Raw genomic sequence first — 21,935 nt, 5'->3', positions numbered from 1 at the left:
GCATGCCGCGACCACCACCGCTCCGGCGGTGGTCTGGGGTGCGCGCCTGACCGTATGGCTCGCCGTCGGCGTGCGCCCCGCGTGGGAGGCACGTCTTGTACAGACGAATTCTCGGCGGGCTGGCGACCGTCGCCGCGATGGCGGCGACCGTTCTCGTCGTCACCGGTTCGCCGGCGAACGCCGCCGGTACGGGCACCGGCTACCTGCACACCAGCGGGAACAAGATCGTCGACAGCACCGGCGCCACGGTCCGGCTGACCGGCATCAACTGGTTCGGCATGGAGACCGACAACAAGACCTTCCACGGGTTGTGGGCGAACAACCCGTGGAAGAGCCAGCTCGACCTCATGGCGAACCTGGGCTACAACACGATCCGGGTGCCGTTCTCCGACGACGCGCTGAAGCCGGGCGCGCAGGCGACGAGCGTCAACACCTACTCCAACCCCGACCTGATCGGCCTGTCCCCGCTGCAGATCCTCGACAAGGTCGTGGACTACGCGGGCCAGAAGGGCATGCGGATCATCCTCGACCGGCACCGGCCGACCAGCGCGGGCCAGACGGCGTTGTGGTACACCTCGGGCGTCCCCGAGTCCACCTGGATCAGCGACTGGAAGTCGCTGGCCCAGCACTACGCGGGCAACACCACCGTCATCGGGGCCGACCTGCACAACGAGCCGCACGCCGACGGCACCAACCCGAACGCGACCGGCTCCTGCTGGGGCTGCGGCGACGAGTCGCGCGACTGGCGCCTGGCGGCCGAGCGCGCGGGCAACGCCATCCTGTCCGTGCAGCCCAACTGGCTGATCTTCGTGGAGGGCGTGAGCTGCCCGAGCGGCGGCCTGTCCAACGTCTGGGACAACGACACCAGCAACGACGAGGACTGCGGCTGGTGGGGCGGCAACCTCACCAAGGCCGGGCAGTACCCGGTGCGGCTGAACGTGGCCAACCGGCTCGTCTACTCGCCCCACGAGTACGCCACGTCGGTCTACCACCAGGCGTGGTTCGACGACCCGTCGTACCCGGCCAACATGCCGGCCATCTGGGACAAGTACTGGGGCTACCTGTACAAGCAGAACATCGCGCCGATCATGGTGGGCGAGTTCGGCACCACGCTGGCCAGCAACATCGACAAGATCTGGCTCCAGGAGCTCATGAAGTACATGGGCAGCGGGGTGAACGGCATGTCGTTCACCTACTGGTCGTGGAACCCCAACTCGGGTGACACGGGCGGCATCCTGAAGGACGACTGGGCGACGGTCGACCAGGCCAAGCAGAGCATCATCTCGCCCTATCTGATCCCGCCCACGGGCGGCAACCCGACGCCGCCGGTGTCGCCCTCGGCCTCGCCGAGCGTGTCCCCGTCGGCGTCTCCGTCGGTCTCGCCGTCGGTCTCGCCGTCGGCGTCTCCCTCCGCGTCGCCGTCCGCGTCTCCTTCGTCGCCCGGTGGGAAGACGTGCACCGCCACGTACAAGGTCGTCAACCAGTATCCCGGCGGATTCCAGGGCGAGGTCACGGTCAAGGCGGGGTCGTCCGCCATCTCGGGCTGGACCGTGAAGTGGGCCTTCCCGAACGGCCAGAGCATCAGCCAGCTCTGGAGCGGCACGCTCAGCGCGAGCGGGTCCAACGTCACGGTGACGAACCTGGCCTACAACGGCGCGCTGGGCGCCGGGGCCTCGACCACGTTCGGCTTCAACGGCAGCTGGTCGGGCACCAACGGCGTTCCGTCGCCGGTGAGCTGCACCGCCTCCTGACGGCGAACCGAACACGGCAGAGCACAAGCCCGGCGCTCACGAGAGCGCCGGGCTTGTCCCTGTGCGGCGTCCGGAACCGGCGGACGGTTACAGCTTGCGCAGGACGGCCGTCACCTTGCCGAGCACGGTGGCCTCGTCACCGGGGATCGGCTCGTAGTTGGGGTTGTGCGGCACCAGCCACACGTGCCCGTCCTTGCGCTTGAACGTCTTCACGGTGGCTTCGCCGTCGATCATGGCGGCCACGATGTCGCCGTTGTCGGCGACCGGCTGCTGCCGCACCACGACCCAGTCGCCGTCGGCGATGGCGGCCTCGATCATCGAGTCGCCGGAGACCTGGAGCAGGAACAGCGTGCCCTCGCCCACGAGCTGCTTGGGCAGCGCGAACACGTCCTCGATGCTCTGCTCGGCGAGGATGGGACCACCGGCGGCGATGCGGCCGACCAGCGGCACGTAGGCCGCGGTGGGCCGGTTGAACCCGGACTCCTCCTCGGAGGTGGCGTCGGGGTCCACCCACAGCACCGGCTCGCCCGGCAGCCGGACCTCCAGGGCCCGGGGCCGATGCGGGTCACGCCGAAGGTAGCCCTTACGCTGGAGCGCCGTGAGCTGGTGCGACACGCTGGAGGTGCTGGTCAGCTGGACCGCTTCCCCGATCTCCCGCATGGACGGCGGATAGCCGCGCTGCTGGACCGAGTCGCGGATCACCTCGAGGATCTTCCGCTGCCTGGGGGTGAGGCCAAGCGAGTCGCGCCTGCGAACCGCGAGGTCGCTGACGCCATCCGCTTGCTCACTTCGGTCACTCACGATGCCACCTCTCAATCCGTGTTCCTCATGTCGCACAGAGCGACCGTACCGCGATTCAAGATCACCGTCAAACAATTGTTCGATATCCAGCGAAATCGCCGATCTCGCCGTCCACCTCATCGTACGGGAGTTCGATCGATCCCGTGTTCGATTTCCCCGATCTTCTCTGTGTGCTGTACGCCCAGGTCAGAAGCCGTACGGAAATCGGCCGGAAAAGGCTCGTAAAGGGCGTATTCCGCGACCCGTGGGGCAGGTGATGCGCCCGTGACTGGAGGCGCGACACGCGCGCCGAGCAGGCACTTCCCCTCCCGTGGCCGGTTCGACTTGCGTTCAAGGTCGGGCACTCCTACGGTTGGACCACAACATCTAGTAGTCACAGCGGTGTAAGTTCACCACACCTTGTGTTCCGGATGTGCGTTCAGGGAGGCGATGAAGTGCACTGTCCGTTCTGTCGCCATCCGGACACCCGGGTCGTGGACAGCCGTGCTGCCGAGGACGGGGCGGCGATCCGCCGCCGGCGCACCTGCCCCGAGTGCGGGCGCAGGTTCACCACGCAGGAGACCGTGCTGCTGATGGTGAGCAAGCGCAGCGGAGTCACCGAGCCGTTCTCCCGGGAGAAGGTCATCGCCGGCGTGCGGCGGGCCTGCCAGGGGCGTCCGGTCAGCGAGGACTCCCTCGCCCAGCTCGGGCAGCGCGTCGAGGAGAGCATCCGGGGCACCGGCGCGGCCGAGATCGCCTCCCACGAGGTGGGCCTGGCCATCCTGGGCCCGCTCCGCGACCTCGACGAGGTGGCCTACCTGCGCTTCGCGTCGGTCTACCGGGGATTCGAGACGCTGGCCGACTTCGAGGCGGAGATCGAGCAGCTCAGGGCGGCCAGAGGCGACCGGGAGCCGATCGAGGAGTGAGCGCCTCCCGGGAGACCGGGACGGGGCGGAGGCGGCGGCACGGCGCCGGGTGCGGTGGCCGCGGCGCGACGATGAGGTTGTAACGAGCGTGGTCCGAAAGAGGGGCTCCACCGGGCCCTGGGAGGGGGAAGTCATGACGGAGACCGTGAGCGGCACCGTATCGGGCACGGGGGGCCGGGCCGGCAAGCGCCCGCGCAAGGGCCTGAAGATGAAGCGCGTCTTCACCACCCCGGGTGTCCACCCGTACGACGAGGTCCGCTGGGAGCGGCGCGACGTCGTGATGACGAACTGGCGGGACGGCTCGGTCAACTTCGAGCAGCACGGCGTGGAGTTCCCGGACTTCTGGTCGGTCAACGCGGCCAACATCGTCACCACCAAGTACTTCCGCGGGGCGGTGGGCACCCCGCAGCGCGAGTCGAGCCTCAAGCAGCTCGTCGACCGGGTCGTGGGCGTCTACACCAGGACCGGCCTCGAGAACGGCTACTTCGCCTCCGAGGAGGACGCGGAGATCTTCGACCACGAGCTCAAGCACGCGCTGATCCACCAGATCTTCAGCTTCAACTCCCCGGTGTGGTTCAACGTCGGCACCCGCTCGCCCCAGCAGGTGAGCGCCTGCTTCATCCTGGCCGTGGACGACACCATGGAGTCGATCCTCGACTGGTACAAGGAAGAGGGCGTGATCTTCAAGGGCGGCTCCGGCTCTGGGGTCAACCTCTCCCGCATCCGCTCGTCCAAGGAACTGCTGTCCAGCGGTGGCACGGCCAGCGGCCCGGTCTCCTTCATGCGCGGCGCCGACGCCTCCGCCGGCACCATCAAGTCGGGCGGCGCCACCCGCAGGGCGGCCAAGATGGTCGTCCTCGACGTGGACCACCCCGACATCGAGGAGTTCATCGAGACCAAGGCGCGCGAGGAGGACAAGATCCGCGCGCTGCGCGACGCCGGGTTCGACATGGACCTCGGCGGCAAGGACATCGTGTCCGTCCAGTACCAGAACGCCAACAACTCGGTGCGGGTCTCCGACGAGTTCATGCGCGCGGTCGAGGCCGGCGGGAAGTTCGGCCTGCGGGCCCGGCTGACCGGCGAGGTCATCGAGGAGGTCGAGGCCCGGTCGCTGTTCCGCAAGATGGCCCAGGCCGCCTGGGAGTGCGCCGACCCCGGCGTGCAGTACGACGACACGATCAACGACTGGCACACCTGCCCGGAGACCGGGCGCATCACGGCCAGCAACCCCTGCTCGGAGTACGTCCACCTGGACAACTCCTCGTGCAACCTCGCGTCGATCAACCTGCTGAAGTTCCTGCGTGACGACGACAGCTTCGACGTCGCGACCTTCGTGAAGGTCACCGAGCTGATCATCACCGCGATGGACATCTCGATCACCTTCGCCGACTTCCCGACGCAGAAGATCGCCGAGACCACCCGGGCGTACCGTCAGCTCGGCATCGGCTACGCCAACCTGGGCGCGCTGCTGATGGCGACCGGCCACGCGTACGACTCCGACGGCGGCCGGGCCATCGCGGCCGGGATCACCTCGCTGATGACCGCCGTGTCCTACCGCCGCTCGGCCGAGCTCGCCGGGATCGTCGGCCCGTACGACGGCTACCAGCGCAACGCCGAGCCGCACAAGCGGGTCATGCGCAAGCACGCCGCGGCCAACGACGACCTGCGCACGCTCGACGACATGGACAAGGCCCTGCACGCCGAGGCCACCCGGCAGTGGCAGGAGTGCCTCAGGCTCGGCGAGAAGAACGGCTACCGCAACGCCCAGGCGTCGCTGCTCGCCCCGACCGGCACCATCGGCCTGATGATGGACTGCGACACCACCGGCATCGAGCCCGACCTGGCGCTGGTGAAGTTCAAGAAGCTCGTCGGCGGCGGGTCGATGCAGATCGTCAACCAGACGATCCCGCGGGCGCTGCGCCGGCTCGGCTACCTGGAGGAGCAGGTCGAGGCCATCGTCGAGTACATCGCCGAGCACGGCCACGTCGTGGACGCCCCGGGCCTGCGGCCGGAGCACTACGAGGTGTTCGACTGCGCGATGGGCGAGCGTGCCATCGCCCCGATGGGCCACGTCCGGATGATGGCGGCCGTCCAGCCGTTCCTGTCCGGCGCGATCTCCAAGACCGTGAACCTGCCCGAGTCGGCCACGGTGGACGACATCGAGCAGGTCTACCTGGAGGGCTGGAAGCTCGGCCTCAAGGCCCTGGCCGTCTACCGCGACAACTGCAAGGTCGGACAGCCGCTGTCGGTCGCGAAGAAGACCTCCGAGGAGGTCTCCGAGGAGGCCGCGGAGAAGGAGCCGATCGTCCAGGTCGTGGAGGTCGCGCGGCCGACCCGGCGGCGGATGCCGAACCAGCGGCCGAGCACCACCACCCGCTTCACGGTGGGCGGCGCCAAGGGCTACATGACCGCCTCGTCCTACCCCGACGACGGCCTGGGCGAGGTCTTCCTCAAGATGTCCAAGCAGGGCAGCACGCTCGCGGGCGTGATGGACGCCTTCTCCGTGGCGATCTCGATCGGCCTCCAGTACGGCGTGCCGCTCGACACGTACGTGCAGAAGTTCGTCAACATGCGGTTCGAGCCGGCGGGCATGACCGACGACCCCGACGTCCGGATGGCGCAGTCCGTGATGGACTACATTTTCCGGCGGCTCGCGCTCGACTACCTGCCGTACGAGGACCGGGCCGCGCTGGGCATCTTCTCCGCCTCGGAGCGGGCCGCGCAGCAGCGCGGCGAGGACCCGGCCGCGCTCCAGGACGTGGACACCGCGGCCCTGGCGCAGTCGGCGCCCATCGAGAGCGGGCAGGCGCCCGTCGAGAAGGCGCAGGCCGCGCCGGTCGAGGCCAAGCCCGCCGAGGGCCTGTCGAACGGGCAGGTCGCGCCGGTGGCGGTGCCGGAGCCGCGCCGGGTCGGCGCCTCGCTGGAGAGCCACCAGGGCCGTACGGCGGACGCGCCGCTGTGCATGACCTGCGGCACCAAGATGCGCCCGGCCGGCAGCTGCTACGTCTGCGAGGGCTGCGGCAGCACCAGCGGCTGCAGCTGACCAACCACCCCGTGAGCGAAGGGGCCGGCGAGTGCGCCGGCCCCCTTCGCCCGTCTCAACCGCCGCCGTCACGCGGGTGACCCACCGACGACTTTTGAGCACATTCGATTCAACGTAGCGGCTTTAACGGTTGCCCAAAACAACGGACGAATCTTTCCAGTGAGAAAGGAAATTACTTCCCGGGATCGACCGAAGAAGGCCATCGCATGCATATCCGGAGTCTCCACGCTCTGCACAGACTGTGGGGGATGCCTGAGACGGCGCACAGCCGTGAAACGTGCCACCGACCTGCTCCGGAAGGTAGATCATGGACATTCGCGGCAAGACAGTCCTCGTCGCCGGCGGTACCTCCGGGCTCGGTTTGGGAGTCGCACGACATTTCTCCGCTCGGGGCGCGAATGTCGTCATCGTCGGTCGGCGCGGCATGCTCGCCGCCCAGATTGCCGACGATCTCGGCGAGAACGCCCTCGGGATCGGCGCCGACATCGGCGACGCCGAGGCGGTCGCCGCCGTCGTCGCCGCCACCCTGGACAGGTTCGGAACGCTCGACATCAACGTCAACACCGCCGGCATCCTCGCCCCCGTCATCCTCGTCACCGACACCGGACGACCCAGCGATACGACCGTGCTGACCCGGCTCGTGAGCACCAATCTCATCGGCACCTTCAACGTGATGAGCCACGCGGCGGCCGTGATGCTGGGCAACGCCCCCGACGAGGACGGTGAGCGGGGTGTCATCATCAACACCTCCTCCGTCGCCGCCCGCGAGGGAACCACCGGATTGGTCGGATACGCCGCGACCAAGGCCGCCATCGAGGGCATGACTCTGCCGGCCGCCCGCGAGTTCGCCGGGCAGGGAATACGCGTCAACACCATCGTCCCCGGGGGCTTCGACACCCCTATGGTCGACGGCTATGCCGACGAGGACATGAAGGCGGAGGGGATCAAGCAGTTCCTCAATCCTCGCCGGCTCGGGACCCCGGACGAATTCGCGGCGTTCGCCGCCCATATCGTCGAGAACGGATATTTCAACGCCGCCATTTCCAGGCTCGACGCGGGTTATCGAATGCCACCGTGACGACGTCGCACTCTTGACTGCGTCCGCCCGGCTACCTCAGGTACGCCGGAACAGGGCGCCCCCTTCGCGGATCTCAGAACGTCGTGGCCATGCGGTCCAGGTGGTCGGTGATGACGGCGGTGAACGCGGCGGGGTCCTCGAACGGCAGGCCGTGGCCGCCGGGGACGGTCACGAGGCCGGCGTGCGGAATCAGCCGGGCGAGCTCGCGCTGGTGGTGCGGCGGCACGATCCGGTCGTCGGCACTGGAGACGATCAGCGTCGGCGCGGTCACGCGGGGCAGCAGCTCCGTGATGTCGACGGAGATGTCGGCCAGAGCCTGCCTGGCGAACCCCTCCTCGGTCCCGTCGAGAGAGGCGGTGAACGCGGCCGCGGCCTGCTCGAAGTCCTCCGGCGAGCGGGCGCGCAGCGTGGCGTCGCCCATCGCGGTCACCTGCAGCAGCCGGGCGAGCAGTTCCCTGTCGGTGCGCACCAGGCGGATCCACAGGTCCATCTGGAAGGCCATCCACGGGTCGGTCCTGGCCCATCCGGCGTGCGCGGTCAGCGACAGCGCCTTCTCCGGCCGGGTGCCGGCCGCCGCCAGCGCCACGACGGCGCCGAGCGAGTGGCCCACCAGGTGGAACCGCTCCAGGCCGGCGTGCTCCGCCGCGCCGAGCACCTGGGCGACCAGATCCTCCACATGGATGGGGCCGCCTCCGTCGACGGTGGCGCCCGAGCCGGACAGGTCGGGGGCGACCACGGTGAAGCGGCCGGCGACGGCCTCGATGAGCGGGGCCCAGTTGGTCTCGCCGGTGGCGCCGGTGCCGTGGACCAGCACGAGGCCGGGGCCGGTTCCGGTGAGGAGATAGTTGACGGTGCTGGAGCCGACGGTGACGACGGGCATGATCGTTCCTTTCACGTGGTGATCCGCGCGGAGTCGCGGACGGACATCAGGAGACCGACGGCGAGCGCGCCGGCCAGGGACAGGAGGGTCAGCAGCCACAGGGCGGTGTGCAGGGCGTCCGCGTAGCCGGCGCTCGCGAGGCGGGCGAACTCCAGCCGGCCGGCCCCCGCCGGCACGGCGCCCGCGATGTCGCCCTGCAGCAGGCGGGAGGTCGCCAGGGCCGCCCGCGCCTCGCCGTACCGGCCGGTCAGGCTCGCCCGGGTCAGCGCGGACAGCACGGCGCCGAGCACGGCGATGGCGACGACCTCGCCCGTGATGCGGGCCGTGTTGAACAGCCCTGCCGCCATGCCCGCCCGCGCGGGCTCGACGGAGGAGACCGCCGCGCCGTCGACCACGGCCAGTGACACGCCGAAACCCATCCCGATCAGCAGCAACGGCACGGCCAGCCGCGCCGGGCCCGATCCGGCGGGCACCGCCGCCAGCAGGCCGGTCCCGGCCGCGACCAGCAGCAGCGTGACCACCAGCAGGACGCGCTGCGACAGGCGGCGGGCCAGGGCGCCGGTGACGGGCGGCATGACCAGCGTCGGCCCGGTCAGCAGCATCAGCGTCAGACCCGCCTGCCGGGCCGAGTAACCGGAGGTCGCCATGAGGTACGGCGGAAGCACGATGGTCAGCGCGACGAAGCCGAAGGCGAGCAGGAACGGCATGGACGCGATCGCCGCGAACCGGGGCCGGGCCAGCAGTGACAGATCCACCAGCGGCGCGGGATGACGCCGTTCGGCCATGGCGAAGGCCGCCGACAGGACCGCGCAGGCGGCGAAGGCGCTCAGCACCGCCGGGTGCGTCCACCCGAGAGCCGGCCCCTCGACCACGCCGAAGGTGAAGGCGGTGAGCGCGAGGGTGAAGGCGGCCGCGCCGCCCCAGTCCAAGGGGCCGTCCGGGGCGGCGCGCGACTCGTCCAGCAGCGCGCTCAAGGGCAGCACCGGCAGCAGTGCGATCCCGGCCGCCGCGAACAGGCTCCGCCAGCCGACGGCGCCGACCAGCGTTCCGGCGATCACCGGGCCGAAGGCAAGCCCCAGGCCGAGCGTGGTGCCGAACCACGCGAACGCCCTGGTCCTGCCGGGACCCGCGGGGAAGGCGTGCGCGAGCAGCGCGGTGCCGCCCGTGGTGGCCGCGGCGGCGCCGGCGCCCGCGAGCGCCCTGGCCGCGATCAGCACGCCGATGTCCGGGGCGGCGGCGGCCAGGAGCATCGAGGCCGTGAACACGCCGGCGCCGAGGATGAACATCCTGCGCCGCCCGATCCGGTCGGCAAGCGCCCCGGTGCTCGCCATGAACGCGGCGAAGGTGAGGAAGAAGGCGTTGACCACCCACTGGGTGGCGTCCAGCCCGGCGCGCAGGTCCGCGCCGATGTCGCCGAGCGCCTCGGCGGTGCCCGTGGCGGTCACCGGGACGAGCAGCACCGCGGCGCAGACCACGGCGAGGGACGGCGCCCACCGTCGAGGGCCAGGACAATCCGCAGGCATCGATACCATCCAATCCTGATAACCATAAGGACCCTGATGGACATCAGAGGATGGATGAATAGCGGCAGGCCTGTCAAACCGGTGATAGGGTCCGCGTGTCAGAGCCCTGACGGCCGGGGGAGCGTGATGATGGAAGCCGAGGAGGCGAGGATCGCCGAGGCGGTGGCGTGGCGGCCCGGCAACGCGATCAAGCGCGCCGAACAGGCGCTGATCGCGGAGAAGACCCGTGTGCTGCGGCCGTTCGGGCTGACCGTCCCGCAGTACGCCGCGATGTACGCGCTGTCGCTCGCGCCCGGCATCTCCGGGGCGAAACTGGCACGGTTCTGCTCGGTCACCCCGCAGAGCATGACGACCGTGCTCAAGACGCTGGAGTCGCGTGGGCTGGTGGAGCGGCGTCCCTCCAGCGACCATGCCCAGGTGCTCGTCACCCGGCTCACCCGGGCCGGGCAGGCGCTGCTGCGCAAGGCCGACGCGGCGGCCGTGGCCGTGGAGCGCAGGCTGGTGGAGGAGTTCACGCCCGACGAGGCCGACCGGCTACGGGACCTCCTCGAACGGGCCGTCGTCGTGCTGCAGGAGACCCCGGCGGGGGAATGAGGCCGGGGACGGCCGTGTTGCCGCAACCATGGTCATCGGATTCATCGGCAGCGGAAACATCGGCGGCACCCTCGCGAAGCTGGCGGTCGACGCCGGGCACTCGGTGGTGCTGAGCAACTCCCGCGGGCCGGACACGCTCTCCGAACTCGTGGCCCGGCTGGGCCCGGCCGCGCGTGCCGCCACTTCGGCCGAGGCCGCGGCGGCGGGGGACATCGTGGTCGTGACGATTCCCTTCGGCAGATACCGGGAGGTGCCGGTCGAGCCGCTGGACGGCAAGATCGTCATCGACACGAACAACTACTACTTCGAGCGGGACGGTCACTTCGCCGAGCTCGACGCGGGGGAGACCACCGAGAGCGAGCTGCTCGCCGCGCACCTGCCCGGGTCGCGGGTCGTGAAGGCGTTCAACGCCATCAACTACGTCCACCTCGCCGAGCAGGGGCAGCCCGCCGGCACGGAGAACCGGCGGGCGCTGCCCATCGCGGGCGACGACGCCGAGGCCAAGAAGGCGGTCGCCGAGCTGATCGACTCGTTCGGCTTCGACGTGGTCGACGCGGGTCCGCTCGCGGAAGGGCGGCGGTTCCAGCGGGACAAGCCCGCCTACGGTCCCCGTCTCACCGCCGCCGAGCTGCGCGACGCCCTCGCGCGGGGCTGACGGATCAGGCCGGGGCGCCGATCAATCGGGGACGGCCGTCTGGCGGGTGCCGGTCTCGGCGGAGCGGCGGATCGCGTCGAGCAGGCCGTGCAGGCGCAGGCCGTGCGCGAAGTCCGGCACCTGCCCTCCGCCCGTCCGGAGGTCGGCGGCGAGCGCGGCGTAGAGCTCGGCGACGTTGCGCGCGTCGCCCGCCGCCCCGGGCACCCGGACGTACTCCTCGGGAATCGGCAGCTCCTTCCACGCGCCGCCGGCCGTCCCGTACAGGCGCAGCTCACTGATCTGCACGCCGTACGGGCTGCCCGGGCCGGTGGACACGAGGGCGAGGTCGCCCTCCGTGCCGGAGATCTCGATTCGCGCGCCCGGCTCGGTGACCTTGCCGCTGTGGAGGTGCAGGGAGACCACGGCGCCGCTCGTCATGGTGGCGGAGAGCAGGAGCTGGTCGGGGGTGTCGGCCTCGATCGTCTCGCCGCTCTCCTCGATGACGTACTGCCCGCGCTGGACGGAGAGGGTGGCGGACAGGGAATCGACACCGCCCAGGAGATGCTCCACGACGTCGAGGGTGTGCCCGCCCACGACCTCGAGCAGCCCGGCCGCGCCGGCCCGGGTGACCGTGTACGCCGACCAGGACGGCAGCCTGCCGTTCGCGCCCTTGCCGACGGCCGAGTGGACGTTCACCGCGGTGACCCGGCCCACCGCGCCGTTCCTGAGCAGGTCGCGGGCGTAGGTCACGGCGGGGGCGAACCGGCCCTGCAGCCCGAGCGCGTGCCGCACGCCGGCCGCCCGCGCCTGGTCGAGCAGGTCCCGGGCCTCTGCGGTCGTCCGCGCCAGCGGCCATTCGCACAGCACGTGTGCGCCCGCCTCAAGGGCGGCGCCGACGAGTTCGGCATGGTGGGGGACCTTGACCGTGACGGCGACGAGGTCCACCTCGGGGTGCGCGGCAAGGGCCCGGGGATCGGTGAACGCGTGCGCGGCGCCGAAGCGGCGTGCGGCCTCGCGGGCGCTGTCCTCCCGGCTGGTCGCCACGGCCGTGATCTCGTAGTCCGGCAGCGCCCGCAGCGCCGGCACGTGCGCGCGCACCGCCCAGCCGCGCTCGGGGTTGGCGCCGACGATGCCCACACGGATTCTGCTCATTTCCGCCTCCACGCAATAAGCGGACTTGGTGCGTCCGGTTGCGACCCTAGCATAAGCGGACGCGCTGAGTCCGGTTGGTAGGCTGCCGTCATGAGCAGTCGGGACGGAGCGGTCGGCGTTCTGCTGGCGGCGGAGCCGGGGCGGACGCCCCGGGCCGACGCGCGGCGCAACATGGAGCGGCTGGTGGAGGCCGCGCGGGCGGCGGTGGCCGAGATCGGAGTCGAGGTCACGGCGCACGAGATCGCCCGCAGGGCCGGCGTGGGCATCGGCACCTTCTACCGGCGCGTGTCCTCCCGCGAGGCGCTGCTGGAGGCGGTCCTCGACGAGGTGCTCGCCGAAATGGCCGACCTGGCCGCGGACGCCGCGGCGACCCCGACCCCTGGCGCGGATTCGAGACCTTCGCCGCCGCGTACGTGCGGCTGCGTGCGGAGAGCTGCGGCATCCGCGAGGCCGTGGGCGGCGCCTGCGGACCGAACCTCGACCCGGTTCTCGGGCAGATCCAGGAGGGCGTACGGCTCCTGGTGGAGCGCGCGCAGGAGGCCGGGGTGATGCGGGCCGACGTGGCCTGGCAGGACGTGCCGTTCCTGCTGGCGGCGGTGGCGACCGGTCCGCGCACGCTCAGGCTCCGGGCCGGGGACGAGCAGTGGGGCCGCAACCTGCGGATCGTGCTCGACGGGCTGCGTGCGCCGCGGCCGCAGGCGTTGCCGGGGACGCCGCCCGCCTGATCAGTCGGTCTCGAAGGCGAGCCGGTCGGTGAGCCAGCGGTAGAACTTGATCGAGAACCTCACCCAGTGGGCCACCATCGTGGTCAGGTGCTCCCTCGTGACGCCGGCCCCGATGTAGACCTGGGAGTCGCCGACGACCCGGATGGTGCCGTTGTCCTGGGTGAACGCGTACACCTTCGGCCACATCGTGTCCGCGTTCCACTCGTTGAGCGCCGTGAGCAGCATCGGCTTGTCGTCCACGGAGTACTGCCTGTCGTAGAAGGACCGTACGGTGAACAGGTCTCCTTCCTTGCCGAACAGGAAGTAGATCGTGAGGTGGGCGGTGGAGATCGCCAGGTCGCCCTCTGTGTCAATGGTGTGCTCGATGTCCAGTTCGTCCAGGATTTCCTCGAGGAGGTCCCGGTCCGGCTGGACGACCGCTGGGGAAGGCGTCACCGCTCCATCCTGCCCCATCGTGCCGTCGCCGAAGTGGCGTACGGGACACACGATTCTTCAGTGGCGAGGGTGCCCGGCCTTTCGGTGCCGACCCCTCCGGCCGGCCGCACAGCTTGTGGTAGCCGCGCTTACCAGTCTGTGATTGCTGTGACACGCAGGGTCACCCTAGGCTTCGCCGCATGAGCATCCCCACCGAACCCATCGGCAGCCTCCCCCGCCCCGCGACCCTGCTGACCGCCCTGACCGGCCACGCCGCGGGACGCGTCGAAGACGACGAACTCGCCATGCGGCAGGAGGAGGCGGTCGCCGACACCTTGGACAGGCTGGAGCGGCTCGGCTGCCCGGTCGTGGTCGACGGCGAGCAGGCCAAGCCGAGCTTCGCCACCTATCCGGTCGCCGGGCTCGGCTCGCTCGCGCCGGACGGCGCGGTCATCCCGTTCGCCGACGGGCACACACGGCAGCTGCCGCGGATCACCGAGGGGCCGTTCCGCTACGCCACCCACGCCGACACCTATCTGCGGACCGCCCGGCGGCACACGGACCTGCCGGTCAAGCAGGCCGTCATCGCGCCCTCCGCGCTGAGCCTGCTGTATCCGGCCGAAGGCGTCGACGGCTATCCGCGCAAGGTCTTCCTGGACGACCTGGTCGCCGAGGCCGAGGCGGACATCCGCGGATGCCTCGACGCGGGCGCCCACGTGGTGCAGCTGGACTTCACCGAGGGCCGGCTGTCGCTCAAGCTCGACCCCTCCGGCGGGCTGCTGGACGACTTCGTCGCGCTGAACAACCGGGTGCTGGAGCGGTTCACCGCGGCCGAGCGGGCCCGGATCGGGGTGCACACCTGTCCAGGCGGCGACCAGGACTCCACGCACAGCGCGGACGTCGACTACGCCCTGCTGCTGCCGAAGCTCTTCCGGCTCCAGGCGGGCAACTTCTACGTCCAGCTCGCGAGCGAGCCCGACCGGAGCGCGTGCTCCGCGTGATCGCGGACGCGCTCCCGGCCGAGGCGAGGATCTTCGTGGGGGTGACCGACCCGATCGACCCGGTGGTGGAGACGCCCGAGCAGGTGCGCGACCGGATCCTCGAAGCCGCCCGGCACCTCCCGGCCGAACGGCTCGGCACCTGCGACGACTGCGGCTTCGCGCCGTTCGCCGACGACGTCTCGACCTCCAGGGAGACGGCCTTCGCCAAGATCGCCGCCAGGTTGGAGGGGACCAGGCTGGCCGAAGAGGCCCTCGGCCTGTGACCGCTACCAGGAGGCGGCGGGGAACCAGCCGTACCCGAACCTCGCGGGCAGCCGCACGTCCCAGTAGAGGAACGTGAAGGCGCCGACCACGAGGAAGGCCACGGCGGTGACCGTCGCGACCCGCGCGGGGGACGCGGTGAGCCATCGCGTGAAACGGCCCCTGCCCGCATACACGAGGACCACGAACAGCAGCGCCATGATCGTGATGTTGCCGAGTGACTGCAGGACGAAGACGCCCGCGCCGTAGAACGGGTTGCGCGTCTGCGCCGCGTACTCGAACAGCTTGTGGAACAGCGGGAACGGACGGCCCACGAGGAACCCGCCGATCAGCCCGCCGACCACGACGAGGCGGGCGTGCGGGAAACGACCGGCCAACCGGGCGAACGGATCGGGCACGATGCGCAGGGCCGCCAGGCCGAGATACACGAAGGCCAGGCCGATCAGCCCGAAGACCACGGACGCCTGCACCAGCCGGGGAGGCAGGCCGGAGGCCGTCTGCGCGGTCGACAGCTGCGGGAGGCGGTCGCCGAGCAGCGCCCCGGCAGCGCCGTACACCGCGGAGACGACGACCATGCCGAGTGCGAGCCGGCTCAGCGGGCGCAGCGCGGTCCTGAGTCGGCCGGCGCCGCCGTCCGCGGAGTCGGCCATGGGGGCGATCGCGCCGAACACGGCGATGTTGCACGCGGTGAACGTCCCGGCCAGGCCCGAGACGAACGCGAAGACCGTGCCGGCGACGAGACCCCCGATCGCGGTGTGCTTGGCGTCGTAGCCGAGGAGCGTGTTCGCCACGTTGTCGCCGATCACGCTGTCCACCAGGCGGAACGACCAGAGCGCGGCGACGAGCGCGCCTGCCAGCACGCTGAGCAGGACGATCAGGCCACGACGCCGGGGCACGTCGGCGGGGCGAGCGGGGGGATGGGGAAGCGGCGAGTGGCGTGGTCCGGGCCATGGGGGCACCTTTCTCCAGTCGGGGACGGGCGAGCCGATGACGGGGAACTCCGCGAGCCGGGGTCAAGGACGCCGCGCGGCCCCTGACTCGGCGAGAAGGGCCAGGTAGCCGTCCGAGACGATCCGCGCGGCGCGGGCGGCGTACGACTCGGGGTCGTCGGGCGCGATAGTGGCCAGGCCGTCGACGTACCGGTTGTACATGCAGAAGGCCGCGGCGATGAGCACGGTGTCGTGGATCTCCAGGTCGGTCGCGCCTTCGGCCCGCGCCGCGGCGACGTCCTCCTCGCGGACCTCGCGCCCGCCGCGCTGTACCGCGGCGGCGATGCGCAGCAGCGCCTTCAGCTTGGCGGAGATCGGGGCCGTCTCGGGGTCCCGCTTCACCTGCTCGACCAGCGACATCCCCTCGGGCAGCTGGGCGGCGGCGTAGGCGGCGTGTGAGGAGAAGCAGTAGCGGCACTCGTTCAGCGACGACACGTATGCCGCGATCAGCTCGCGCTCGCCCCGCGACAGCGTGCTCTCGCCACGCAGCAGCACCTCCGCGAGCGCGTTGAGCGGGTGGGCGGTCTCGGGGCGGAAGTCGAACAGGCCGCGGATCCCCGGCGCGTCGGATCCGAGGGCGATGTGGGGCATGGACGCTCCCTTGCTGAGGGGTGAAGGGGGTGAGCACCTCTCAAGCAGCGTCGGCGAGGAAGATCGCTCCGTCAACCTTTTCCGTGCTCAACCGATCCTGCCGACGAGTGCCGTGATGTCCGCCGCCAGGGCGGCGTCGAGCGGGGCATGCCGGTTGAGCAGCCGATACCACATGACTCCGAAGATCATGTCCACCAGCAGGTCCAGGTCCGCCCCGGGGGGCGGCGGCATCCGCTCCAGCACCGCCCGCAGGGTGTCCCGGCGCGGGCCGATCAGCCGCTCCCGCAGCCGTTCGCCCAGGGCGGGGTCGCTCTGGGCCTCCGCCATGAGGCCGGCCACCACCCTGCCGGCCACGCCGTCCGCCAGCGCGAACGTCTCGCTCAGGAACGTCTCCAGGTCGGCCTGCGACGGCGCCCGGGTGCTCCCGACGAGGTCGGTCATCGCCTCCAGCAGCAGGTCGGCCTTGGTGTCCCACCAGCGGTAGAGCGTCTGCCTGCCGGTGCCCGCCTCCTCGGCGATGCCCTTCAGCGTCACGTTCGGATATCCGTCGCGATCGCACAGCCGCAGCGCGGCCTCGAGTATCGCCCGGCGCGCCTGCTCGCTGCGTGGCCTGCCAACCATGCCGCCCACTTTACAGGACACCGTGTCTCGATTTATGCTTTCGAGGCATTGTGTCTCGTATTCAGGGGAGTTCCAGTGAGTGAACGCGTGGTGATCGTCGGGGGCACGAGCGGCATCGGCCTGGCCGCCGCCGTACGGCTGGCCGCGTCGGGCCGCGAGGTCGTCGTCACCGGCCGTACGCCGGAACGGCTGGAGCGGGCGGTGAAGGAGATCGGGGAGCGGGGTTCCGGGGCGGTGGTCGACGCCCGCGATCCGGAGGCGATGCGAAACCTGTTCACCGAGGTGGGCCCGGTGGACCACGTCGTGATCAACGTGTCGGGCCGGGGGCAGGCGGCGGGGCCGTTCCGGTCGCTGACGCCTCAGGCCCTGCGCCAGGCCCTGGAGGACAAGCTGATCGCCCACATCGTCGCCGCGCAGGCCGTGCTGCCGGTGCTGCGGCGGGACGGGTCCCTGACGTTCGTCTCGGCGGCCAGCGCGGACAGCGCGATGGCCGAGGTGGCCGGGTTAGCGGCGGTGAACGGCGCGATCCAGGCGATGATCCCCGGCCTGGCGGTGGAACTGGCCCCGGTCCGGGTCAACGCGGTGTCGCCCGGTGTGGTCGACACCGAGTGGTGGGACTGGCTGGGGGACAGCCGGCAGGATGCGCTCGACGCGTTCGCCGCCGCCACTACCGTCGGCAGGATCGGCACGCCCGCCGACGTGGCGAACGCCATCACGTACCTGATCGAGACGGGTTACGCGACGGGCACCGTGATGACCGTGGACGGCGGCGTCCGCCTCAAGCCGAGCGCGGCATGAGGACGATCCTCGTCACGGGGGCGACCGACGGGCTGGGCCGCCACCTTGCGGCCCGGCTCGCCGCGTCGGCGACCGGGTGATCGTGCACGGGCGCGATCCCGAGCGGGTGCGCCGGGTCCGCGCGGAGATCGGTGGCACCACGGACGGACTGCTCGCGGACCTCGCCGACCTCCGGCAGGTCGACCGCATGGCGACCGAGGTCGAGGAACGGTTCGACCGCCTGGACGTGCTCGTGAACAACGCGGGAGTCGGCGGGGGAGCCCCGCACTCCGGCAGGCAGGAGAGCGCAGACGGCATCGAGTTGCGCTTCGCGGTCAACTACCTGGCCGGCTACCACCTGACCCGGCGGTTGACGCCCCTGCTGGTCAGGTCGGCGCCGTCGCGGGTGGTCAACGTGGCGTCGGTAGGACAGCAGGCGGTCGACTTCGCCGATCCGATGCTCACCCGGGGCTACGGCCGCCAGCGTGCCTACTCCCAGAGCAAGCTCGCGCAGATCATGTTCACGTTCGACCTGGCCGAGGAGCTCGCCGGGCAGGGAGTGTCGGTCACCGCGCTGCACCCGGCGACGTACATGGACACCACGATGGTCCGGGAGGCCGGCGCGCCCGTTCTCAGCTCGGTGCGGGAGGGCGGCGACGCCACCCTCCGCCTGATCGACGGGAACGTCCCCAGTGGCACCTACCACGTCGGGGCGAGTGAGGGCCGGGCCGACCCCCAGGCGTACGACCGCGAGGCCCGGGCCCGCCTCCGCGAGCTGAGCGATCGCCTCGTCCGCGAGGCCCTCGCCCCCTGAACAGAATGCCTCGCCGGACCGGTCGGAAGCGGTGGCCGCCTGCGCGGGAACCTCCGGGTAGCCGCGGCGGTAGTCAGAGGCATGAGGCACACTGCGGTCGGCTTATGCGGCCTGGTGCTCGTGGCGGGCTGCGCCGGCACCGAAACCTCCGGCCCCGAAACCCCCGGCACCGGTGCCGGAACGACGCTCCCGTCCGCGTCCGTCCCTGCGTCGGTCCCTGCTCGGGCGTCCTGCGAACGGACGGCCGGCAGCACGGCGAACGCACTGCCCGAGGTGCGGGGCACCGGGCGGGGAGCCGAGGTGTGGGGGCTGATGTTCGCGCCGTTGCCGTTCTCCGCCGGGCGGGAGGTCAAGATCGTGTGGCGGATGACGGGTGAGGGGCCGTTGCGCGTGACCGCCGCGCTCCCCGACGGCACCGTCGCCAGGCTGACCTGGGGACCCGAGGCACACGGCGGATCGACCTGGCACCGGCCCGGTCAGGAGTGGGGCACGGGCTTCGTCTTCCCCAAGCCGGGCTGCTGGGAGATCACGCTGACCCGCGACCGGGGCTCGGGCACGGTGTGGCTGCCGGTCCGCTGAGACGAACCCGGCCCGCCGGATCGTACGGCGGCGCGGTCAGTGGGGCGTGGTGCGGCTGAGGATGTGCGGCGGGACGGGATGGGCGGCGGCCTGCGGGTCGGTCACGGGGGCCTGCCATGACCGGGTGAGCGGCAGGATCCCGGCCCACACGTCGTGCGGGTCGTCGGCGTCGTCCGGGTGGCCTTCGCGCACCTTGACCGACGCCTCGGCGAGCGGGAGCGCGAGGATCGTCGTGGCGGCCAGTTCCTTGCGGTTGGGCTGCCGGGCGTATTCCCACTGGCCGGGGGTGACGTGCTCGGTGAGGCACCGCAGGGCGGGCAGCTTCTCGTCGTTCTCCAGCACGCGCGGCACACCGTAGATCATCGCGCTGCGGTAGTTCACGCCGTGCTCGAAGACCGACCGGGCCAGCACGAGGCCGTCCACGTGGGTGATCGTCACGCAGACCGTCGTGCCCCGGGTGAGGCTGCGGCTGGCCACCGAGCCGTGCACGTACAGATGGTCGTCGTCGAAGCCGTACACCGTCGGCACCACCATGGGGTCGCCGTCCACGACGACGCCGAGGTGGCAGACGAACCCGGCCCGGAGCACCTCGAACAGCGCCTCCCGGCCGGTGCGGCCCTGTTCCCGCAGCCGGCGGTGCCGGGTCCGCTCGGTTGCGGACAGATCACTCATGAGGCGACATTTAACCAGTAAAGCCTGCGGCCCGCCCGGCAGGGATGCCGGGCGGCCGTCCGGTGAATCGTTGCGGAAGAACCGGCTCAGGCGGCGGACGTCGGCCCGGACGTCCTCGGGAACCGGATGACGTTCCCGCCCGTGTAGGCCTTGAGATCGACGATCTTCCGGTCCCTCCTGTCGCGCGCGGGCCTGCGGCGCAGCGCGGTCCTGATGTCCCTGACCTTGGCGAGCGACGGCACCACCGTGACCATGTTCGTTTCCCCCCGACCGTGATGGTTCCGTGACCTTTCCGGTATAGATATCGGAGGCTTGGTAAAAGGGGCGTAAAGCCTCCGGTGTCACATGAGCCTCGGGAAGCACGAGGGCCTCTGGAAGCACGGCTCAGTACGGAAGTGGCCGGCCGGAGGGGGTGCGCAGGTCGAGTTCGGCGGCGGGACGGCGGACGCGGCGGGGCCTGCGGATCGTGGTGCGTCTCATGGCCCTTCCTCCTTCCATGACATTGGCAGACTATTCGCCCCGCGTGCCGCCGTCCTCCCGTTTTCGTTCAGAGGGAACCGGGGACCTTGCGGCTCACGACGTTGATCCGGGTCCACGCGTTGATCTGCGCGATGGCCACGATCAGCGCGGCAAGCTGCTCCTGCGAGTAGTGCCGCGTCGCCTCGGCCCAGATGTCGTCAGGCACGGGGTCGGGCCGGTCGGCGAGCCGCGTCGCGGCCTCGGCCAGCGCCAGCGCGGCCCGCTCGGCGTCGGTGTAGCACGGCGCCTCCCGCCAGGCGGCCACCGACCACAGGCGCTCGTCGCTCTCGCCGGCCTTCTTGGCATCCCGGCAGTGCATGTCCAGACAGAAGGCGCAGCCGTTGATCTGGCTGACCCTGATCTTGACGAGTTCCAGGGTGGCGTGGGGCACGTCGCACTCGTGCAGGAAACGCTCCACCCCGAGCATGGCCTGGTACGCCTGGGGAGCCAGCTCGCGGACGTTGATCCTCTCGGTCATCGTGATCTCCTCGTCTCGTCGGCCCGCGTCACGCGGGCGAGTTTCTCCGGGTTCAGGACCATGTCGACGGCGGTGACCCGGCCGCCCGCGACGGTGAGGCCGAGCACGGAGACCAGCCGGTCGCCGTGGTAGCGCAGCAGGCCCGGCCAGCCGTTCACGCCAACGGGGACCAGCTCGAACCGGCCGAACCTGCGGATGCCGAACAGCAGCCTGGCCACCTTGGCCGCGCCGAAGACGGGCCGCCTTCCGGCACGCACCCGGCCGCCGCCGTCGCTGCGCAGGACGACGTCCGGGTCGAGCAGCGCGACAAGAGCGTCCATGTCGTCGCCGAGGCAGGCCCGGGCGAAGGCGTGCACCACTCGCCGGTGCTTGGAGGGGTCCACCTCGAACCGGGGCGCGCGCGACGCGACGTGCGCCCGCGCCCGGGCGGCGAGTTGCCGGCAGGCCGCAGGACTGCGCCCGACCGCCTCACCCACCTCGGCGAACGTCAGGCCGAACACGTCGTGCAGCACGAACGCCGTCCGCTCGGCCGGGCTGAGCGACTCCAGCACGACGAGCATCGCCATGCTCAGCGACTCGTCCAGGGTCACCCGGTCCGCGGGATCCGGCTGAGCGACGGGCCCGGTGAGAGCAGGCCCGGTGAGAGCAGGCCCGGTGAGAATGGGCTCGGGCAGCCACGGCCCCACGTACTCCTCCCTGCGGTGCCGCGCCGAGCGCAGCACGTCGAGAGCGAGCCGGGAGACCGTGACCACCAGCCAGCCGGTCACGTCCCTGATCTCGTCGCCGCCGTCGCCCGCCTTGGCGGACCGCAGCCGCAGCCAGGCGTCCTGCACGACGTCCTCGGCCTCGTCGAGGCTGCCGAGCAGGCCGTACGCGACGCCGAGCAGCCGGGGCCGCATCGCCTGGAACTCGGCGTCCAGGCCGGTGACCACCCCGTCGTCATGGTCGTTCACGTACTGAGGACGAGACACCTCCTCAGTGTGTGACATCCCGCTGCAGCGGCCGCGCTCGCGGGGCGTCCTGCGCCGGCGCCGAGGCCCCCGCCGGGGGGCGCGCAGGCCGAACGCGACGACGACCGCGCCGAGCACCGCCGCCGCCACCGGGGACGACCAGCGCGGTCCGCAGCGCGTCCG

Annotated in this window: 24 protein-coding genes and 1 pseudogene; 13 read left to right on the top strand and 12 right to left on the bottom strand. The window is 71.1% G+C overall.

Annotation, left to right across the window (positions count from 1 at the left end; all coding sequences use genetic code 11):
- Positions 1-95: 95 nt before the first annotated feature.
- On the top strand, positions 96-1,751 hold the full coding sequence (locus B1L11_RS52985; protein ID WP_256863241.1) for a cellulase family glycosylhydrolase: 1,656 nt from the start codon (positions 96-98) through the stop codon (positions 1,749-1,751).
- 87 nt (positions 1,752-1,838) lie between these two features.
- On the opposite strand, the gene lexA is transcribed toward B1L11_RS52985, so the two are convergent.
- Positions 1,839-2,555 (bottom strand): transcriptional repressor LexA, encoded by a 717-nt coding sequence (gene lexA / locus B1L11_RS37905; RefSeq protein WP_239108415.1) that lies wholly within the window; start codon positions 2,553-2,555, stop codon positions 1,839-1,841.
- 431 nt (positions 2,556-2,986) lie between these two features.
- Between lexA and nrdR the strand changes: the two genes are divergently transcribed.
- The 3 genes from nrdR to B1L11_RS37890 all read left to right on the top strand — a co-directional run bounded on the left by nrdR (position 2,987) and on the right by B1L11_RS37890 (position 7,578).
- Positions 2,987-3,457, top strand: coding sequence for a transcriptional regulator NrdR (gene nrdR / locus B1L11_RS37900; protein WP_079320071.1), 471 nt, complete (start codon positions 2,987-2,989; stop codon positions 3,455-3,457).
- A 133-nt stretch (positions 3,458-3,590) separates the two neighbouring features.
- On the top strand, positions 3,591-6,500 hold the full coding sequence (locus B1L11_RS37895; protein WP_079320070.1) for a vitamin B12-dependent ribonucleotide reductase: 2,910 nt from the start codon (positions 3,591-3,593) through the stop codon (positions 6,498-6,500).
- A gap of 307 nt (positions 6,501-6,807) precedes the next feature.
- Positions 6,808-7,578: an SDR family NAD(P)-dependent oxidoreductase gene (locus B1L11_RS37890; RefSeq protein ID WP_079320069.1), complete on the top strand. Its 771-nt coding sequence runs from the start codon at positions 6,808-6,810 to the stop codon at positions 7,576-7,578.
- Between the two features lie 73 nt (positions 7,579-7,651).
- Here the strand turns inward: B1L11_RS37890 and B1L11_RS37885 are convergent, their stop codons facing one another.
- Together B1L11_RS37885 and B1L11_RS37880 are read right to left on the bottom strand one after the other, a co-directional pair.
- Positions 7,652-8,458: an alpha/beta fold hydrolase gene (locus B1L11_RS37885; RefSeq protein WP_079320068.1), complete on the bottom strand. Its 807-nt coding sequence runs from the start codon at positions 8,456-8,458 to the stop codon at positions 7,652-7,654.
- A gap of 11 nt (positions 8,459-8,469) precedes the next feature.
- Positions 8,470-9,981, bottom strand: coding sequence for an MFS transporter (locus B1L11_RS37880; RefSeq protein WP_179155513.1), 1,512 nt, complete (start codon positions 9,979-9,981; stop codon positions 8,470-8,472).
- Between the two features lie 126 nt (positions 9,982-10,107).
- On the opposite strand from B1L11_RS37880, the gene B1L11_RS37875 reads away from it, so the two are divergent.
- The gene (locus B1L11_RS37875; protein WP_079320066.1) at positions 10,108-10,575 is read left to right on the top strand and encodes a MarR family winged helix-turn-helix transcriptional regulator; all 468 of its coding nucleotides are present in this window, start codon (positions 10,108-10,110) and stop codon (positions 10,573-10,575) included.
- A 28-nt stretch (positions 10,576-10,603) separates the two neighbouring features.
- A complete protein-coding gene (locus tag B1L11_RS37870; protein ID WP_079320065.1) occupies positions 10,604-11,230 on the top strand; it encodes an NADPH-dependent F420 reductase in 627 nt (208 codons plus the stop codon).
- Positions 11,231-11,251: 21 nt separating this feature from the next.
- Here the strand turns inward: B1L11_RS37870 and B1L11_RS37865 are convergent, their stop codons facing one another.
- A complete protein-coding gene (locus tag B1L11_RS37865; RefSeq protein WP_079320064.1) occupies positions 11,252-12,361 on the bottom strand; it encodes a Gfo/Idh/MocA family protein in 1,110 nt (369 codons plus the stop codon).
- Positions 12,362-12,451: 90 nt separating this feature from the next.
- Between B1L11_RS37865 and B1L11_RS55535 the strand changes: the two are divergent.
- Together B1L11_RS55535 and B1L11_RS55530 are read left to right on the top strand one after the other, a co-directional pair.
- Positions 12,452-12,667, top strand: a pseudogene (locus B1L11_RS55535) (TetR family transcriptional regulator); the annotation flags it as partial.
- Positions 12,668-12,774: 107 nt separating this feature from the next.
- Complete coding sequence (locus B1L11_RS55530; protein ID WP_372974765.1) at positions 12,775-13,086, top strand: hypothetical protein; 312 nt, start codon at positions 12,775-12,777, stop codon at positions 13,084-13,086.
- Here the strand turns inward: B1L11_RS55530 and B1L11_RS37850 are convergent, their stop codons facing one another.
- Positions 13,087-13,521: a YbjN domain-containing protein gene (locus tag B1L11_RS37850; protein WP_179155511.1), complete on the bottom strand. Its 435-nt coding sequence runs from the start codon at positions 13,519-13,521 to the stop codon at positions 13,087-13,089.
- Positions 13,522-13,700: 179 nt separating this feature from the next.
- Here B1L11_RS37850 and B1L11_RS37845 point away from each other — a divergent pair, with 179 nt between their 5' ends.
- A complete protein-coding gene (locus B1L11_RS37845) occupies positions 13,701-14,501 on the top strand; it encodes a 5-methyltetrahydropteroyltriglutamate--homocysteine methyltransferase (protein WP_256863240.1) in 801 nt (266 codons plus the stop codon).
- Positions 14,489-14,764 (top strand): hypothetical protein, encoded by a 276-nt coding sequence (locus B1L11_RS52980; RefSeq protein WP_256863239.1) that lies wholly within the window; start codon positions 14,489-14,491, stop codon positions 14,762-14,764. The genes B1L11_RS37845 and B1L11_RS52980 overlap by 13 nt, the downstream gene beginning before the upstream one ends.
- Positions 14,765-14,767: 3 nt before the next feature.
- Here the strand turns inward: B1L11_RS52980 and B1L11_RS37840 are convergent, their stop codons facing one another.
- The 3 genes from B1L11_RS37840 to B1L11_RS37830 form a co-directional block, all read right to left on the bottom strand.
- On the bottom strand, positions 14,768-15,658 hold the full coding sequence (locus tag B1L11_RS37840; RefSeq protein ID WP_079320060.1) for a hypothetical protein: 891 nt from the start codon (positions 15,656-15,658) through the stop codon (positions 14,768-14,770).
- A 117-nt stretch (positions 15,659-15,775) separates the two neighbouring features.
- Positions 15,776-16,342, bottom strand: a complete 567-nt coding sequence (locus B1L11_RS37835; RefSeq protein WP_079320059.1) for a carboxymuconolactone decarboxylase family protein — start codon at positions 16,340-16,342, stop codon at positions 15,776-15,778.
- An 87-nt stretch (positions 16,343-16,429) separates the two neighbouring features.
- Entirely contained in the window at positions 16,430-16,963 is a 534-nt protein-coding gene (locus B1L11_RS37830; protein ID WP_079320058.1) for a TetR/AcrR family transcriptional regulator, read from the bottom strand.
- Positions 16,964-17,038: 75 nt separating this feature from the next.
- On the opposite strand from B1L11_RS37830, the gene B1L11_RS37825 reads away from it, so the two are divergent.
- The 3 genes from B1L11_RS37825 to B1L11_RS37815 all read left to right on the top strand — a co-directional run bounded on the left by B1L11_RS37825 (position 17,039) and on the right by B1L11_RS37815 (position 19,133).
- On the top strand, positions 17,039-17,761 hold the full coding sequence (locus tag B1L11_RS37825; protein ID WP_079320057.1) for an SDR family oxidoreductase: 723 nt from the start codon (positions 17,039-17,041) through the stop codon (positions 17,759-17,761).
- A 76-nt stretch (positions 17,762-17,837) separates the two neighbouring features.
- A complete protein-coding gene (locus B1L11_RS37820) occupies positions 17,838-18,554 on the top strand; it encodes an SDR family NAD(P)-dependent oxidoreductase (protein ID WP_256863238.1) in 717 nt (238 codons plus the stop codon).
- A gap of 81 nt (positions 18,555-18,635) precedes the next feature.
- Complete coding sequence (locus tag B1L11_RS37815; protein ID WP_143737839.1) at positions 18,636-19,133, top strand: hypothetical protein; 498 nt, start codon at positions 18,636-18,638, stop codon at positions 19,131-19,133.
- Positions 19,134-19,169: 36 nt separating this feature from the next.
- Here the strand turns inward: B1L11_RS37815 and B1L11_RS37810 are convergent, their stop codons facing one another.
- The 4 genes from B1L11_RS37810 to sigJ form a co-directional block, all read right to left on the bottom strand.
- On the bottom strand, positions 19,170-19,805 hold the full coding sequence (locus B1L11_RS37810) for a pyridoxamine 5'-phosphate oxidase family protein (RefSeq protein ID WP_079320055.1): 636 nt from the start codon (positions 19,803-19,805) through the stop codon (positions 19,170-19,172).
- Positions 19,806-19,891: 86 nt separating this feature from the next.
- Positions 19,892-20,059, bottom strand: coding sequence for a hypothetical protein (locus B1L11_RS47460; protein WP_167538755.1), 168 nt, complete (start codon positions 20,057-20,059; stop codon positions 19,892-19,894).
- A 293-nt stretch (positions 20,060-20,352) separates the two neighbouring features.
- A complete protein-coding gene (locus B1L11_RS37805) occupies positions 20,353-20,802 on the bottom strand; it encodes a carboxymuconolactone decarboxylase family protein (RefSeq protein ID WP_079320054.1) in 450 nt (149 codons plus the stop codon).
- Positions 20,799-21,755, bottom strand: a complete 957-nt coding sequence (sigJ, locus tag B1L11_RS37800) for an RNA polymerase sigma factor SigJ (RefSeq protein WP_256863237.1) — start codon at positions 21,753-21,755, stop codon at positions 20,799-20,801. Before sigJ ends, B1L11_RS37805 begins: the two co-directional genes overlap by 4 nt.
- Positions 21,756-21,935: the final 180 nt, after the last annotated feature.

Origin of the sequence: Microbispora sp. GKU 823 (genome assembly GCF_002027145.1) — a bacterium.
GTDB lineage: Bacteria > Actinomycetota > Actinomycetes > Streptosporangiales > Streptosporangiaceae > Microbispora > Microbispora siamensis.
This window is presented reverse-complemented; position numbering and strand designations above follow the sequence as displayed.